Source organism: [Clostridium] saccharolyticum WM1 (genome assembly GCF_000144625.1).
In the GTDB taxonomy this organism is placed as follows: Bacteria; Bacillota; Clostridia; order Lachnospirales; family Lachnospiraceae; genus Lacrimispora; species Lacrimispora saccharolytica.
This window is the reverse complement of the sequence record NC_014376.1, coordinates 4,444,700-4,459,658: the sequence shown is the minus strand read 5'-3', so window position 1 is coordinate 4,459,658 and position 14,959 is coordinate 4,444,700. Positions and strand designations below refer to the sequence as shown.

The following is a 14,959-nucleotide window of genomic DNA, read 5'->3' as shown; positions in this document are numbered from 1 at the left end:
ATTGTTTAGAAAGAGGGATTGGGATGGAATATGAGGAGCTGAAATTAACAGCCAATGGTATCCGCAAGGGTATCATAGATGCCGTATATCATGCTGGCTGCGGACATCCGGGCGGTTCTTTATCCGCAGCGGAAATACTGGCTTACTTATTTTTTAAAGAAATGAATATTGACGAAAAAGATCCGGGGAAAGAAGACCGTGACCGGTTTGTCTTATCCAAGGGTCATGCAACACCGGGATATTATGCCGCTCTGGCTCAGCGGGGCTTTTTCCCTGCGTCTGAACTGACGACGTTCCGGAAATTAGGTTCCAGGCTGCAGGGGCATCCGGATATGAAAAAAACACCTGGCGTGGATATGTCCAGCGGTTCCTTGGGACAGGGGATTTCAGTTGCCGTGGGGATGGCATTGTCAGGAGCGCTGTCTTTGAAAAACTACCGGGTTTACGCCTTGGCAGGAGACGGGGAAATACAGGAAGGGCAGGTATGGGAAGCGGCGATGTTTGCAGCCCACAGGAAATTAGACCATCTGGTTGTGATTATAGATAATAACAATCTCCAGATCGACGGAACCGTTGAAGAAATCTGCTCTCCTTATCCGATTGATCAGAAGTTTGAAGCGTTTGGATTTCATGCGGTCACTGTGGATGGACATAGCTTTCAGGAGTTGGAAAAAGCCTTCTTGAAGGCTAGGGAGACAAAGGGGAAGCCAACGGTCATTATAGCAAAAACAGTGAAAGGAAAAGGAATTTCGTTTATGGAAAATAATCTGTCATGGCATAGCGGCGCTTTGAATGAGGAACAGTATCAGCTTGCCATGAAGGAATTGGAAAGGGAAAGGATTTTTTTATGTCAGAGATCATAAAGAAAGCAACCAGGGACAGCTACGGGGAAGCACTGGTAGAATTAGGCGGTATCCATGAAGACTTATATGTATTGGACGCTGACCTGGCTTCGGCAACTAAGACCGCATATTTTAGAAAGACATATCCAGACCGGCATATTGACTGCGGAATTGCTGAGTGCAATATGATGGGAGTTGCGGCCGGGCTGTCTTTAACAGGTAAAATTCCCTTTGCCAGTTCCTTTGCCATGTTTGCAGCAGGCCGTGCATTTGAGCAGATCCGTAATTCCATCGGATACCCTGGTTTAAATGTAAAAATAGGAGCCACTCACGGAGGAATCTCCGTTGGAGAGGATGGAGCCACTCATCAATGCAATGAGGATTTTGCACTTATAAGAACCATACCGGGAATGGTTGTCCTGTGTCCTTCGGATGATGTGGAAGCGAAAGCAGCGGTGAAAGCGGCTTATGAACACAAAGGGCCTGTTTATTTAAGGTTTGGAAGAGTTCCTGTTCCTTCCCTGAATCAGAAGGAGGGCTATCGGTTTCAGATGGGGAAAGGTGTGGTTTTAAAAGAGGGGACAGATATTACCATCATAGCAAATGGAATCCTGGTAAATGAGGTTCTGGAAGCAGAGAAGATGTTGGCAGAAAAAGGGCTTCAGGCTCAAATCATAAATATCCATACCATTAAGCCTCTGGATAAGGATCTGGTGATCCGGTCGGCAAAAAAAACGGGAAAGGTAGTGGTGGCGGAGGAACATTCCATTATCGGCGGATTGGGAAGCGCAGTGTGTGATGTCCTGTCTGAATATTATCCGGTTCCGGTATTAAAAATAGGTGTCAATGACGTCTACGGAAGATCAGGCTCTGCAAGGGAATTGCTGAGAGCATATGAATTAGATTCAGAAAGTCTGGCCGGACGTATCCTTCATTTTTATCATCAAGGATAATAAACTGCGTTTTTGCAGGAATATTGCCTTGTATTCTTATGATTTATGGGGCATGTGATACATAGAATAAAAAACAGCATCCTGCTTCCTTTTAATGGGCAGGATGCTGTTTTACGGAGTTATGATGCAATCTTTTCCACTTTTTAATGAATTTCATGCAAATCGATTTTTCTTTTCCATTGATGATTTAGTATTTCCCGGCCGGCTCTTGCTGGTATCCCAGTTGCTGACAAGCAGGCCCTGGCCTTTCCAGCCATCGCATAAAAGGATATAAGATAGGTTCTTGACAACTTCTTGACACTTCTCCTTTCCATCTTAACACTGTCTTGATTTTTTCTTTGCTATGATTGTGTGCATAAGGGAAAACGATTCCTTCTTCCGGCATCTGTTCTGGAAACAGCGGCTGGATGGATTCTGCCGTATGCCGTGGATTAGGCAGACAGCAGGAGAAAAATTAAATGATCAGGAGATGAAGTCATGGGAGTTATCTTAATGCTGGTAGGCATTATCGGCGTTTCACTGTTAATTTATTTATTTTACGTACTATTTCGAGGTGACCGTTTATGAGCGTTATGGTAATGCAGGATCTGATTTATATGGCAGTGTTAGTTGGATTGTCCATTCCCCTGGGAATCTATATATACAAGGTGATGACAGGGCAAAGGGTGTTTCTTACCCCTGTTTTAGCCCCTGTGGAACGGGTGATCTATAAGCTTATGGGTACTGCTGCCGGGGAAGAAATGAACGCGGGGAAATATGCGGTTTCTGTTTTGTTATTCAGTGGGGTTGGCTTTGTTTTTCTTTTTCTCTTGCTGATGCTCCAGGGGGCACTGCCCTTTAATCCGGAAAGGATGAAGGGTACCAGCTGGCACCTGGCCTTTAACACGGCCGCAAGCTTTACTACCAATACCAACTGGCAGGCATATTCAGGTGAATCCGACCTGTCGTATTTCACCCAGTTTACAGGCCTTGCCGTCCAGAACTTTGTATCGGCAGCAACGGGGATCGCAGTCCTTTTTGCCTTGATCAGAGGCTTGGTCCTGAGACAGAAAAAGACCATTGGAAATTTTTGGGCGGACTTGGTAAGAACCACGCTCTATCTTCTCATCCCACTTTCCTTTGTAGTGGCTCTGCTCCTTGTTTCCCAGGGGGTAGTGCAGACCTTTGGCCCTTACAAAGACGTAACCATGCTGGAAAGCGGGGCTTTGCAGACAATTCCCTTAGGTCCTGCAGCAAGCCAGATTGCCATCAAGCAGCTGGGAACAAACGGAGGCGGTTTCTTTGGAGTGAACTCTGCATTCCCTCTTGAGAATCCTACCGCCTTTTCCAACATGGTACAGTCCCTGTCCATTTTGCTGATTCCTGCGGCCCTTTGCGTAAGTTTTGGAGGGGCGGTAAAAGACAGCAGACAGGGCCGGTCCATCTACCTCACCATGTTAATTTTTTTTGGGGCGGCCCTGGCAGCAACAACTGCCAGCGAGCAGTTCGCCGGTCCTGTATTTGAACAGGTGGCAGCTTCCGGCAGCATGGAAGGCAAGGAGGTGATCCATGGTGTAGGCGCTTCATCCTTATGGGCTGTTGTAACTACGGCGGCATCAAACGGCTCTGTAAACGCCATGCACGACAGCCTGACTCCCCTTGGAGGAATGGTTCCCATGTTCCTCATGCAGCTTGGAGAAATTGTATTCGGCGGCGTGGGAAGCGGACTTTACGGAATGCTTGCCTTTGTGCTCCTCACCGTATTCATAGCAGGACTGATGGTTGGACGGACACCGGAGTACTTAGGGAAGAAGGTGGAGCCCTTTGATATGAAAATGGTATGCTTAATCGTCCTGGTACCTCCGCTCCTGACCCTGCTTGGCACTTCTGCCGCAGTTGCTGTGCCTGAGGCCCGGTCATGGCTGACCAATTCAGGAGCCCATGGATTTTCGGAGATTTTGTATGCCTTCTCCTCCATGGCAAACAACAACGGCAGTTCCTTTGCAGGTTTTCAGGCGAACACCGTATTTACCAATGTTTTAGGCGGTATTATTATGCTGCTGGTTCGCTTTATCCCCATGACCGCTGTCATTTTCCTTGCAGGGAATATGGCACAGAAAAAAGCAGTTGCTGTCAGCGAAGGGACTTTGTCCACCAGCAATACCGTATTTGTAGGGCTTCTGATTGGTGTGATCCTCATCATAGGCGCCCTGAGCTTTTTGCCGGCTCTTGCCCTAGGCCCAATCGCAGATTTTTTAACAACCCAGTGATAGAAGGTGATTGAAATGGAAAAAAAGAGTGTTGATAAAAGCATCTTTTATGATGCGCTGAAACAGTCCTTTGTAAAGCTTTCTCCCCGTGTGCAGGTGAAAAACCCTGTCATGCTGGTAGTATATATAGGAGCGGTCCTGACTGGAATCTTATTTTTTATTTCCTTTGCAGGACTTAAGGATGAAAATTCCGGTTATACCTTAACCATATCGTTGATTTTGTGGTTTACCGTGTTATTCGCCAACTTTGCAGAGGCCATTGCAGAGGGGAGGGGGCGGGCACAGGCAGACAGCCTGCGCAGCGCCAAAAAGGATGTAAAGGCTAAAAAGCTGAAATCCGCTGCCAATATTGATGAAAATACAGAAGTCCTTTCCAATGCATTGAAAAAAGGAGATATCGTGTACGTGAAGGCTGGAGAGCAGATCCCCATGGATGGAGAAGTGATCGACGGCGCCGCCTCTGTGGACGAAAGTGCCATTACCGGGGAATCGGCACCGGTCATCCGGGAATCAGGAGGAGACCGGAGCGCAGTCACCGGAGGAACCACCCTGGTGTCTGACTGGCTGATCATTGAAGTGACAGCGGAAGCGGGAGAAAGCTTTCTGGATAAAATGATTTCCATGGTAGAGGGGGCATCCAGAAAGAAGACCCCCAACGAAGTGGCCCTCCAGATTTTACTTATAACCCTTACCATCATCTTTTTGGTGGTCACGGCAGCCCTGCGGCCGTTTACCGGGTTTGCAAGCGTCCAGACCGGGGCAGGCTCCGCCATTTCCATAACCAATGTCATTGCTCTCTTGGTATGCCTTGCTCCTACCACCATCGGTGCCCTGCTTTCCTCCATCGGCATTGCAGGCATGAGCCGGTTAAACCAGGCCAATGTTCTGGCTATGAGCGGGCGCGCCATTGAGGCGGCCGGAGATGTGGATGTGCTTTTGCTTGATAAAACCGGGACCATAACTCTTGGAAACCGCCAGGCCAGCGAATTTCTTCCTGTGGGAAACATCACGGAACGGGAGCTTGCCGATGCAGCCCAGCTTTCCTCTCTTGCGGACCAGACGGCGGAAGGCAGAAGCATTGTGGTTCTGGCAAAGGAACGGTTTGGGATTCGCGGCAGGGAGCTTTCGGCCTTGGAAGCAAACTTTGTGGAATTTACGGCAAAGACCAGGATGAGCGGCATCAACTATCAGGGAAATGAGATCCGGAAGGGGGCTGCCGATACCATCAAAGCCTATGTACTGGAAAAGGGCGGCAGATATCCGGAGGAATGCGGGACCTTTGTTAAGCGTGTTGCCGAGGCGGGGGGGACTCCCCTTGTGGTGGCAAAGAATGATCAGGTAATGGGTGTGATCAATTTAAAGGACATCGTGAAAAACGGTGTGAAGGAACGGTTTGAGGACCTGCGCAAAATGGGCATCAAGACCGTTATGATCACCGGGGATAATCCCATGACGGCAGCGGCGATTGCCGCAGAAGCAGGCGTTGATGATTTCCTGGCAGAAGCAACGCCGGAAGCGAAGCTGGCTCTCATTCGTGACTACCAGGCCAAAGGCCATCTGGTGGCCATGACGGGAGACGGCACAAATGACGCGCCTGCCCTGGCTCAGGCAGATGTTGCGGTTGCCATGAATACGGGAACCCAGGCGGCCAAGGAGGCAGGAAACATGGTGGATTTAGATTCCAGCCCCACCAAGCTCATTGATATTGTCAGGATCGGAAAACAGCTTTTAATGACAAGGGGCTCCTTAACCACCTTCAGCGTTGCAAACGATGTGGCAAAGTATTTCGCTATTATTCCGGTACTGTTTTTCGGTATTTACCCCCAGCTTGCCGCCTTAAATTTCATGGGGCTGACCAGCGCTTCAAGTGCCATGCTTTCGGCAATCATTTATAACGCACTGATCATTATTGCCCTGATCCCCTTGGCCTTAAAAGGGGTAAAATACCGGGAACTGCCTGCTGAGAGGCTGCTGAAGAGAAACCTGCTGGTCTATGGCCTGGGGGGGATCTGTGCGCCGTTTGCTGCGATTAAGCTGATTGACATGATTCTGACCGGATGCGGTCTTGCTTAAGGAGATGGATAGAATGAAAGCCATGAAATCATTTAGAGCCGCGGCCATATGCTTCGGCATCATGACCATATTGTGCGGCATTGTTTATACGGCAGCCGTTACGGGAGCAGCCCAATTATTATTTCCGGATCAGGCCAACGGCACCATAATAACAGCTGCGCAAAGGGATGGAACCCAAAAGGAATATGGGTCCCAATGGATTGCCCAGGAATTTACAAAACCCCAGTACCTGATCGGAAGGCCTTTCAAGGTGTCAAATCTCTCTCCGGCAGGCAAGGAGCAGCAAATCCTTGTTTCAGAACGGGTGAACTGGTGGCATTCCTTTGACCCGGACAATAAGGCCGATATCCCCATGGACTTAGTTACGGCCTCAGGCAGCGGCGTTGACCCTCATATTTCCCCTGAGGCGGCGGAATACCAGGTGGCAAGGATCGCAGCTGCCAGAAATATGACGGAGGACCAGGTGAGAAGTATTATCAGGTCTTATACCAGGGACCGTTTCCTGGGATTCATAGGCCAGCCGGCGGTCAATGTTTTAGAAGTAAATTTAGCGCTGGATGGTTTGCTCCAGCCGGAAAACGTGGTATGATAGGTGAATATAAAGGTGGTGGATTGTGGATGGAACCATTGGATCACAGGCCTGACCCTGATGTGATTTTAGAAGATATACAGGCGCACCGGGACCATAGGACGGGAAGATTAAAAATATTTTTCGGATATGCCGCCGGAGTGGGAAAGACCTATGCAATGCTTGACGATGCCCAGGACCGTTTAAAAAGCGGGATCAACGTTCTGGTTGGCTATATTGAACCACATACCCGCCCTGAGACCATGCAGAAGCTGCATGGTCTTCCGGTGCTTCCTCCCAAAACAGTGTCATACCGCACCATGGAGCTAAAGGAGTTTGACTTGGACAAAGCCCTGGAGCAAAAGCCGGAACTGATCCTTGTGGATGAGCTGGCTCACACCAACGCCCAGGGAGGGCGGAATAAAAAGCGTTATCAGGACATTGAAGAGCTTTTGGGGGCAGGAATCGATGTTTATACAACGGTAAATGTCCAGCATATGGAAAGCCTCAACGATGTGATCGAGAACATCACGAAGGTCAGGGTCCGGGAAACCGTACCGGATTACATTTTTGACCGTGCCGAGAAAATCGAGCTGGTGGATATTGCGCCGGACGAGCTGCTGCGCCGTCTGGAAGAGGGAAAGATATACCGGTCTGACCGGGCGGAGACTGCCGTTCAGAACTTTTTCACCCAGGAAAACCTGCGGCTTCTGCGGGAAATTGCACTTCGCTGTGCTGCGGACAAAATCAGCCTGGAGAATCAGAATGAGCGGAGCCTGTCTGATAAAATGGCAAATACCAAGCTGCTTGTCTGCATCGGGACTTCCCCTTCGTCGGCAAAATGCATCCGGTGGACGGCCCGGGCGGCGGAAGCCTTCCATGCAAGCTGGACTGCATTGTACGTGGAAGATATGGGGAATGAGGATTTCACCCCGGAACAGCAGAAAACCCTTCGGTCCAATTTAGACCTTTCGGAAAAACTGGGGGCAGAGATCGTCAACCTGACCGGCCATGATATCGCCGCCACCGTTGCGGAATATGCAAAGCTTTCCGGAATTACGAATATTGTGGTTGGCAAAAGCAGAAATAAAAGAACCCTTAAAAACCTGTTTGACATGGACTTTGAAGATAAACTCATCTCTCTTTTGCCTAGCATTGAGATTCATATCATACCGGGGAATACAGGAAAGCGGAGTTATAAGAAGCCTAAAAAAAGGGTGAAGCATGATTCGTTTCATTTTTCCTGGACGGATGCCATGAAAACCTTCACCATTCTGGTGGCAGCCACCCTGCTGTCCCATGGGATCCGCAGGCTTGACATTATGAACCAGAATATTATCATGGTTTATATTTTTTCCGTTTTGCTGGTTTCCCGCATGACAGAAGGGTATTAGTACGGGATCTTCGCTTCTGTTATCAGCGTGCTGACCTTTAACTTTTTTTTCACGGAACCCTATTTCACCTTAAATGCCATTCAGGCCGGTTATCCCCTGACCTTTGTGATCATGCTTTTGGTGGCTCTGATCACCAGCACCCTGACTGTGCGCATCAAGGCGGAAGCACGGCTGGCGGTAAAGAGGGAACACCGTACGGAGATCCTGTATGAGATCAATAAAAAGCTTCTTGCTACAAGGGGGCTTGACCGGATCGTTGCCCTTACGAACGATTATGTTGTCAAGCTGTTTGAACGTTCCATCGTATTTTTTACCATGGATCCGGAACAGGGAGCGGATGGGGAGGTGGCCCAGGCCCCGGATGACATCGGGGCCTCTGTTTTAAACTCATCCGATGAAAAGGCAGTTGCCCATTGGGTGTTCTTAAACCAAAAGCGGGCTGGAGCAGGAACTGATACACTGATGGGGGCTGCGGCGCTTTATATGCCGGTGGTTTCCCAGGGAAAGGTTCTTGCCGTCTGGGGGATTTCCTGCGGGAAAGGAACCCTTGACCACAACACCCGCCTGTTTCTGCGCATGATCGCTTCCCAGGTGGCAATGGCTCTGGAGCGACAGCAGCTTTCTGATGAGCAGCGCAACATCATGGTAGAATCAGAAAAAGAAAAGATGCGGAGCACTCTTTTGCGGGCCATATCCCATGACCTGCGTACGCCTCTTGCAAGCATCCTGGGAGCCAGCTCCGTGATCCGTGAAAACGGGGAAATGCTTGATTATAATACACGGAACAGTCTGGTGGCCAACATACAGGAGGAATCCCAGTGGCTCATTCGCATGGTGGAAAACCTCCTTTCCGTAACAAGAATCAATGAAAATGCCTCCAATCTGGCCAAAAGCCCGGAGGCGGGGGAGGAAGTCATCGGAGAGGCAGTCAGCCGCGTCAAACGAAGATTTCCTCAGCGGAAAATCCTTGTCCAAGTCCCGGAGGAATTCTTAGAGGTACCAATGGACGGGACCCTGATTGTTCAGGTGTTAATAAATCTTCTTGAAAATGCCATCAAATATTCTCCGGAAGATTCTCCGGTTGAGGTCCGTCTGGACAGGGAAGGAACATGGGCCAGGTTCCAGGTGCTGGACAGGGGGAGGGGGATTCCCAATGAAGATTTTCCCTATCTGTTTACCGGATATAAGCCCGGTGAAAGCAAAAGCGCTGATTCCTCCAGAGGGATGGGAATCGGCCTGACCATCTGCAAAACCATCATAAATGCCCATCAGGGCAGTCTGGAAGCGGAAAACAGAAAGGACGGGGGGACGGTATTCCGCTTTGCCCTGCCCTTGAAAGGAAGTGAATAAAGATGGAAATCAAGCCAACGGTATTGATCATTGAAGATGAGGATGCGATCTGCAATTTTATATCTGCCATTCTGTCCTCAAACGGTTATCAGGTGGTGAAGGCTAAAACAGGGAAGGAAGGGCTTTCCCTGTTCACTTCCCATGTTCCCGATCTCATCCTTCTGGACCTGGGCCTGCCGGACATTGACGGCATAGAGATACTGAAAAATTTACGCCAATGGTCAAAAACACCTGTGATCGTTGTCTCCGCCAGGGGCTATGAGCGTGAAAAGGTGGCGGCCCTGGATTTTGGGGCGGATGATTACATTGTGAAACCCTTCGGTACTTCGGAACTGCTGGCCCGGATACGGACGGCCATGCGTCACAGCCCCCAGGCAGCAGGAACGGAAGTGTGGGGAGAAGAAAAAGTAACCATTGGAAAACTTGCGATTGATTACGGCAAACGGACGGTATACAAAGCCGGGGAAAAGATCCATTTAACCCCAATAGAATATAAGCTGCTGGTCCTCCTGTCTAAAAATGCAGGCAAGGTCCTTACCCATGACTTTATCATACGGGAGATATGGGGGGTTTATACCGAAGAAAGCCATACCCTCCGTGTGAATATGGCAAACATCCGAAGAAAGATAGAAGCAAACCCCGGAGCGCCCCAGTATATCCTTACAGAAATGGGCGTTGGATACCGGATGGCGGAAGAAGTAACGGAAGGATAAGCAGATTTACTAAGCGGTCTCTCATTTCTCCAGGAACCGGAGAGAGATGAGAATGTCTCTGTCAGTCCTGGGGATAAATAAGCTGGTCGTCATCAATACCGTACAGCACAGTATGAAGGAATTTTTCAGCCAGATATTTTGCCATTCCCAAATTCATGTCAAGGTAATTGCCGCAGTCCCTTGCAGAGGCGCCAGGAACTTCTTCTTCGAAATCCCGGATGAATTCATACATCTCCGTGATCAATGGAACAATGTCCCTGGACTTGTAATCGCCGGACAGGAGCAGATAAAAGCCGGTGCGGCAGCCCATGGGACCAAAGTATAGAACCCGGGATGCAAAGGTTTCATGGTTGCGCAGGAAGGTGGCTCCCAGATGTTCGATGGTGTGGATTTCCGCCGTATTCATGACAGGCTCAAAGTTGGGGCGGGTCATACGGAGATCAAAGGTTGTGATGACAGAGTCCCCGGCCTGATCCTTGCGGGAGACGTAGATGCCTGGAAGAAGTTTTAAATGGTTGATGGTAAAGCTTGCTATTTTTTCCATGGATATCATATCCTTTCTTATCATGGCTGCTTACGGTTTACGGGTTGCTCATCCCTTAAAGAAATTATAATAATAAATCTGGTCCACTGCAATAGGCAATCCACATAAAATTCTTTCGCCATTGACAGCGGTCCTTCTTGCTGATAAAATGATAATATGGTAATACCTTATGAAAGCGAGTGAGAATATGGAACTTCATCCAATGATTAAACCCAATTTGAGCAGTTCGGTTAAGAACTATCTTTATAAGTACATCCGAAGTCTTGATTTAAGGGGAAATACCAAGCTTCCGCCGGAAAGTGAACTGTCGGTGAACCTTGGAGTGAGCAGGGTAACCGTGCGCCGGGCATTGGATGAACTGGAGAAGGAGGGGATCGTTCTAAGAATTCATGGAAGAGGAACATTTGTCAATCCGGAAGCTGTAAACATCCAAGTGAATCTTATGCCGGGAGAAGAATTTTCAAGGTTGATTGAATCCTGTGGTTATAAGGCAGCTTTTGAAGTTGCAGATGTCAGGAAACGGAAAGCCGGGGAGGAGGTTAGGCGGATTCTTCAGCTGGAGTCCGGGGAAGAAATCTATGAAGTTGAAAAGGTTTTTTTAGCGGATGGGCATCCGGCCATTATCAGCATCGACCGTTTTGCGTGCAGCCTGGTAGGAAATGCTTTGAAACGAGAGGATGTGGAAAAAAAATCCACCTTTGATATCCTAAGAAGACTTGGAGGATGCTTTATTGTCAGAGACAAAATCCGGATCGAAACCATGAACCGCGGGGAAATGGAGCATGAAACCGTTTGGGGGAAGAAGATGGAGTGTGACAGTGTTCTGGTATTTCATGGTATCAATTACAATCAGGATAATAGACCGGTTATTTACGATACTGAGCTTTATGATACAAAATACATAAAATTCAGCCTGTTACGAGTTAAGAATGTTTATGAAGATGGGATTTAGGGAAGGAATAAAGTGCTGTAAAGTACTTTATTTTTACAAAACAATAAGGTAATACCATATTATCATAATAACAAACAAGGGGTATGAAATTATGGGAGAAAAATTGAATCAGTTTTTTCATCTTACGGAGAGAGGGACAAATATAAGGACTGAGTTTTTAGCAGGGATTACAACATTTTTAACCTGTGTTTACATTGTAGCAGTAAACCCGGGAATCTTATCGGCAGCAGGAATGGACACGAAAGCGGTTTTCTGGGCAACGGCTGTGGCATCTGCCATTGCCTGCATCTGGATCGGAGTCTGGGCGAATCTGCCGTTTGCCCTTGCTCCTGCCATGGGGTTGAACGCCTATTTTACCTATTATGTGTGTAACACGCTGGGGCTTCCATGGCAGAATGCCCTGGCCTGCGTGGCCATATCCGGAATTACATTTGTACTTTTAAGCCTATTTAAGGTACAGCAGAAAATTGTGGATGCCATGCCGGACTGCATCAAACATTCCGTGGGTTCGGGGATTGGGTTCTTCATCGCATTTACCGGACTTATGCAGGCGGGAATCATTAAATCTTCTCCGGATACTTTACTGACGCTGGGAGATCTGGCAAATCCGGGAGCGCTGCTTGCACTCTTTGGGATATTCCTCACTGCAATCCTGGTGATCAGGCGGGTCAGAGGGGGGATACTCATTGGGATCCTGGCTGTGACTGCGTTGGGAATCCTGGTAAAAGATCCAGTGACAGGTATTGCTTATACGGTAATTCCGGACCGCATCATTTCCTTTGATAATCCCATAACGGCTATGGCACCTACATTTGGTAAGCTGACAATCAAGGGGATGTTTTCGGGAACACCGGAAATGGTTCTGGGAGTGATCTTCGCTATTGTCAGTTTCCTGTTTGTGGATTTGTTTGACAGCATCGGTGTTCTTTTGGGTGTTTCCTCCAAGGCCGGCCTGGTGGATGAGAAGGGAAATATTCCCTGCGCCGGTAAGGCACTGCTTGTTAGTGCCGGCGGAGCGGCTGTTGGGGCATTGCTTGGAACAAACACTGTGACGATTTACGGGGCTGAAAGTGCAACCGGGATTAACGAAGGCGGAAGAACCGGCCTTACCGCCTGTGTGACAGGTGTGCTGTTTTTATTTACGCTGTTTTTATCACCGTTGTTTCTTATGATTCCATCAATCGCTACAGCGCCGGCCCTGGTGATGGTAGGGATATTTATGATAGAGCCATTAAGAAAGCTGCCGCTGGATGATGTGACCATCGCACTGCCGGTGTTTCTTACGGTAGCGCTCATGCCGTTTACCTATAATATTGCTTATGGAATCCTGTTTGGTTTGATTGGATATACCATAGGGCAGATTGCCGCAGGCAAGGCCAGGGAAATGACCAGGACGGTGTGGCTGTTAACGGTGATCTTTATTGTGTATCTGGCACTGGATATTATTTTGTAGAAGGGGAAAGTATATGAGAACATTTGAGGAAATAAAGAATACCATTGAGACAGGTCTGGGAATGCATCCCTGCGATTTGAAGCTGGAACATGTAAATCTTGTAAATGTATTTTCCGGTGAGGTGTATCCCACCAATATTTTTATTAAAAACAAAAGAATTGTATCCATTGATCCTGACGCGGCTCTGGAGGCAGACCGTGTACTGGATTGCAAAGGACAGTATGCGGTGCCGGGACTGATTGACGCCCATATGCATTTTGAATCCACCATGCTTTCCCCGGAAGCGCTGGCTTCCGTAGTGGTACCCCAGGGAACGACCACATTGTGTGCAGATTTGATGGAAATTGCAAATGTGGCAGGAGAACAGGGGTTAAGGGCTATGCTTCAGTCTATGAACCGTCTCCCTTACAGAATGCTGATTGAAGTCTCCTCCCGTGTTCCCACCGCACCGGGGCTTGAGACAACGGGTGCTGTACTGGGAGCAAAGGAAGTGGCAGAGATTATGGATTGGGAAGAAAGCGTCAGTCTGGGAGAACTGGACCCATCTAAGATTCTTTTTGTAAAGGATGAGTATCTCCATAAGATAGCAGATACCCTTTCACGGAGAAAGCTGGTAAATGGTCATGCCATAGGACGCCTGGGTCAGGAACTGAATGTATATGCTTCTTCGGGGATATCCGATGACCATGAATGCGTAAATACCAATGAGATGCTGGAACGACTTAAAGTGGGAATGAAGGTGTTTATCCGTGAAGGAAGCAGCGAACGGAATGTGGATGAGCTGGTAAAGGGAATTGTAGACAACCGGCTGGATACCTCAAATATCATGTTCTGCACGGATGATAAGCATGCACGGGAAATACAGGTGGAAGGTCATATTAACTACAATGTGTCAAGAGCTGTGGAACTGGGACTGGACCCGATGGAAGCAATACAGATGGCAACGGTGAACACAGCAAAGCATTTCCGGCTGGAAGACGAGATCGGAAGCATTACTCCCGGACGGTTGGCGGACATCCTGCTTGTGGAAGACTGGCGTATTATAAAACCCACTATGGTAATTTTTGAGGGAACGGTGGTGGCGGCAGAGGGGGAACTTCTCAAAGAGTGTAAGGTGAGTGATTATCCCCAATGGATTAAAAATACGGTAATCCTGAAACATAAGATTACCTCTGATTCCTTCCGGGCAGCATCTAAGAAAACAAATGGAACAACAGACATTCACGTGATTGATATGATTCCAAGGCAGATCATCAACCGTCATATCGTAAAAAAGATGGAGGTAAGGGACAGTGCCATTTTAACGGATGTGAAGCAGGATATTCTGAAGCTTGCAGTGGTGGAACGGTATGGAAAAAACGGCAATGTAGGAATTGGATTTGTCCATGGATTCCAACTGAAGAAAGGAGCACTGGCGTATTCCATGTCTCATGACCACCATAACATCGTGGCAGTAGGAACGAATGATGAGGACATGGCTGCAGCAGTAAATGAAGTTGCCAGACGGAACGGAGGTCTGGCGGTAGCTTGTGACGGCAGAATCTTAAACAGCATGGAACTGCCCATTGGAGGCTTAATGAGTGAAAAATCAGCGGAAGAAGTGATGGCCCAGCTTGATATTCTGAATGAGGATGCAAAAAGGCTGGGCTGCGGGATGGAGGCTCCGTTTATGTCCCTGAGTTTTATTTCTCTTCCCACGGTTCCGGATCTGGGGCTTACGGATAAAGGGCTGGTGGATGTGCTTAAGCATAAACTGATTGAACTGGAGGTGGAGTAGGAAAAAACCATATCACGCTGTTTTTTATGACACCCAGTCCGGCTCATGCCAATAGCAAGCTAAAATCATTCATGAAATTCCCTTCCTGTCT

General features: G+C 48.3%; 13 protein-coding genes. 12 read left to right on the top strand and 1 reads right to left on the bottom strand.

Annotated features, from left to right (window positions below):
- Positions 1 to 23: 23 nt before the first annotated feature.
- The 9 genes from CLOSA_RS20680 (at position 24) to CLOSA_RS20645 (ending at position 10,142) form a co-directional block, all read left to right on the top strand.
- Entirely contained in the window at positions 24 to 863 is an 840-nt protein-coding gene (locus CLOSA_RS20680; protein ID WP_013274675.1) for a transketolase, read from the top strand.
- The gene (locus tag CLOSA_RS20675) at positions 848 to 1,795 is read left to right on the top strand and encodes a transketolase family protein (protein WP_013274674.1); all 948 of its coding nucleotides are present in this window, start codon (positions 848 to 850) and stop codon (positions 1,793 to 1,795) included. Before CLOSA_RS20680 ends, CLOSA_RS20675 begins: the two co-directional genes overlap by 16 nt.
- 477 nt (positions 1,796 to 2,272) lie before the next feature.
- The gene (locus CLOSA_RS23740) at positions 2,273 to 2,362 is read left to right on the top strand and encodes a potassium-transporting ATPase subunit F (protein WP_041708732.1); all 90 of its coding nucleotides are present in this window, start codon (positions 2,273 to 2,275) and stop codon (positions 2,360 to 2,362) included.
- Positions 2,359 to 4,044: a potassium-transporting ATPase subunit KdpA gene (kdpA, locus tag CLOSA_RS20665; protein WP_013274673.1), complete on the top strand. Its 1,686-nt coding sequence runs from the start codon at positions 2,359 to 2,361 to the stop codon at positions 4,042 to 4,044. Before CLOSA_RS23740 ends, kdpA begins: the two co-directional genes overlap by 4 nt.
- A gap of 15 nt (positions 4,045 to 4,059) precedes the next feature.
- Complete coding sequence (kdpB, locus tag CLOSA_RS20660) at positions 4,060 to 6,117, top strand: potassium-transporting ATPase subunit KdpB (RefSeq protein WP_013274672.1); 2,058 nt, start codon at positions 4,060 to 4,062, stop codon at positions 6,115 to 6,117.
- A gap of 13 nt (positions 6,118 to 6,130) precedes the next feature.
- On the top strand, positions 6,131 to 6,706 hold the full coding sequence (gene kdpC / locus CLOSA_RS20655; RefSeq protein ID WP_013274671.1) for a K(+)-transporting ATPase subunit C: 576 nt from the start codon (positions 6,131 to 6,133) through the stop codon (positions 6,704 to 6,706).
- 29 nt (positions 6,707 to 6,735) lie between these two features.
- Positions 6,736 to 8,079, top strand: coding sequence for a sensor histidine kinase (locus CLOSA_RS23525; RefSeq protein ID WP_330362168.1), 1,344 nt, complete (start codon positions 6,736 to 6,738; stop codon positions 8,077 to 8,079).
- Between the two features lie 6 nt (positions 8,080 to 8,085).
- Positions 8,086 to 9,429, top strand: a complete 1,344-nt coding sequence (locus tag CLOSA_RS23520) for an ATP-binding protein (RefSeq protein WP_330362231.1) — start codon at positions 8,086 to 8,088, stop codon at positions 9,427 to 9,429.
- 2 nt (positions 9,430 to 9,431) lie between these two features.
- On the top strand, positions 9,432 to 10,142 hold the full coding sequence (locus CLOSA_RS20645) for a response regulator (protein ID WP_013274670.1): 711 nt from the start codon (positions 9,432 to 9,434) through the stop codon (positions 10,140 to 10,142).
- Positions 10,143 to 10,203: 61 nt separating this feature from the next.
- Here CLOSA_RS20645 and CLOSA_RS20640 read toward each other — a convergent pair whose 3' ends face one another.
- Positions 10,204 to 10,686, bottom strand: coding sequence for an S-ribosylhomocysteine lyase (locus tag CLOSA_RS20640; RefSeq protein ID WP_013274669.1), 483 nt, complete (start codon positions 10,684 to 10,686; stop codon positions 10,204 to 10,206).
- A 202-nt stretch (positions 10,687 to 10,888) separates the two neighbouring features.
- Between CLOSA_RS20640 and CLOSA_RS20635 the strand changes: the two genes are divergently transcribed.
- The 3 genes from CLOSA_RS20635 to ade all read left to right on the top strand — a co-directional run bounded on the left by CLOSA_RS20635 (position 10,889) and on the right by ade (position 14,868).
- On the top strand, positions 10,889 to 11,638 hold the full coding sequence (locus CLOSA_RS20635) for a GntR family transcriptional regulator (protein ID WP_242647768.1): 750 nt from the start codon (positions 10,889 to 10,891) through the stop codon (positions 11,636 to 11,638).
- A 91-nt stretch (positions 11,639 to 11,729) separates the two neighbouring features.
- Positions 11,730 to 13,091 (top strand): NCS2 family permease, encoded by a 1,362-nt coding sequence (locus tag CLOSA_RS20630; protein WP_013274667.1) that lies wholly within the window; start codon positions 11,730 to 11,732, stop codon positions 13,089 to 13,091.
- A 13-nt stretch (positions 13,092 to 13,104) separates the two neighbouring features.
- A complete protein-coding gene (ade, locus tag CLOSA_RS20625) occupies positions 13,105 to 14,868 on the top strand; it encodes an adenine deaminase (protein WP_013274666.1) in 1,764 nt (587 codons plus the stop codon).
- Positions 14,869 to 14,959 lie beyond the last annotated feature (91 nt).

What these genes read in the sequence shown, in the direction of transcription:
- CLOSA_RS20635 (WP_242647768.1), top strand. Translation starts at nt 10,889, where the DNA reads ATGATTAAACCCAATTTGAGCAGTTCGGTTAAGAACTATCTTTATAAG.
- CLOSA_RS23740 (WP_041708732.1), top strand. Translation starts at nt 2,273, where the DNA reads ATGGGAGTTATCTTAATGCTGGTAGGCATTATCGGCGTTTCACTGTTA.
- CLOSA_RS20640 (WP_013274669.1), bottom strand. Translation starts at nt 10,686, where the DNA reads ATGGAAAAAATAGCAAGCTTTACCATCAACCATTTAAAACTTCTTCCA.
- kdpB (WP_013274672.1), top strand. Translation starts at nt 4,060, where the DNA reads ATGGAAAAAAAGAGTGTTGATAAAAGCATCTTTTATGATGCGCTGAAA.
- CLOSA_RS20645 (WP_013274670.1), top strand. Translation starts at nt 9,432, where the DNA reads ATGGAAATCAAGCCAACGGTATTGATCATTGAAGATGAGGATGCGATC.
- kdpC (WP_013274671.1), top strand. Translation starts at nt 6,131, where the DNA reads ATGAAAGCCATGAAATCATTTAGAGCCGCGGCCATATGCTTCGGCATC.
- CLOSA_RS23525 (WP_330362168.1), top strand. Translation starts at nt 6,736, where the DNA reads ATGGAACCATTGGATCACAGGCCTGACCCTGATGTGATTTTAGAAGAT.
- CLOSA_RS20675 (WP_013274674.1), top strand. Translation starts at nt 848, where the DNA reads ATGTCAGAGATCATAAAGAAAGCAACCAGGGACAGCTACGGGGAAGCA.
- CLOSA_RS20680 (WP_013274675.1), top strand. Translation starts at nt 24, where the DNA reads ATGGAATATGAGGAGCTGAAATTAACAGCCAATGGTATCCGCAAGGGT.
- kdpA (WP_013274673.1), top strand. Translation starts at nt 2,359, where the DNA reads ATGAGCGTTATGGTAATGCAGGATCTGATTTATATGGCAGTGTTAGTT.
- CLOSA_RS20630 (WP_013274667.1), top strand. Translation starts at nt 11,730, where the DNA reads ATGGGAGAAAAATTGAATCAGTTTTTTCATCTTACGGAGAGAGGGACA.
- ade (WP_013274666.1), top strand. Translation starts at nt 13,105, where the DNA reads ATGAGAACATTTGAGGAAATAAAGAATACCATTGAGACAGGTCTGGGA.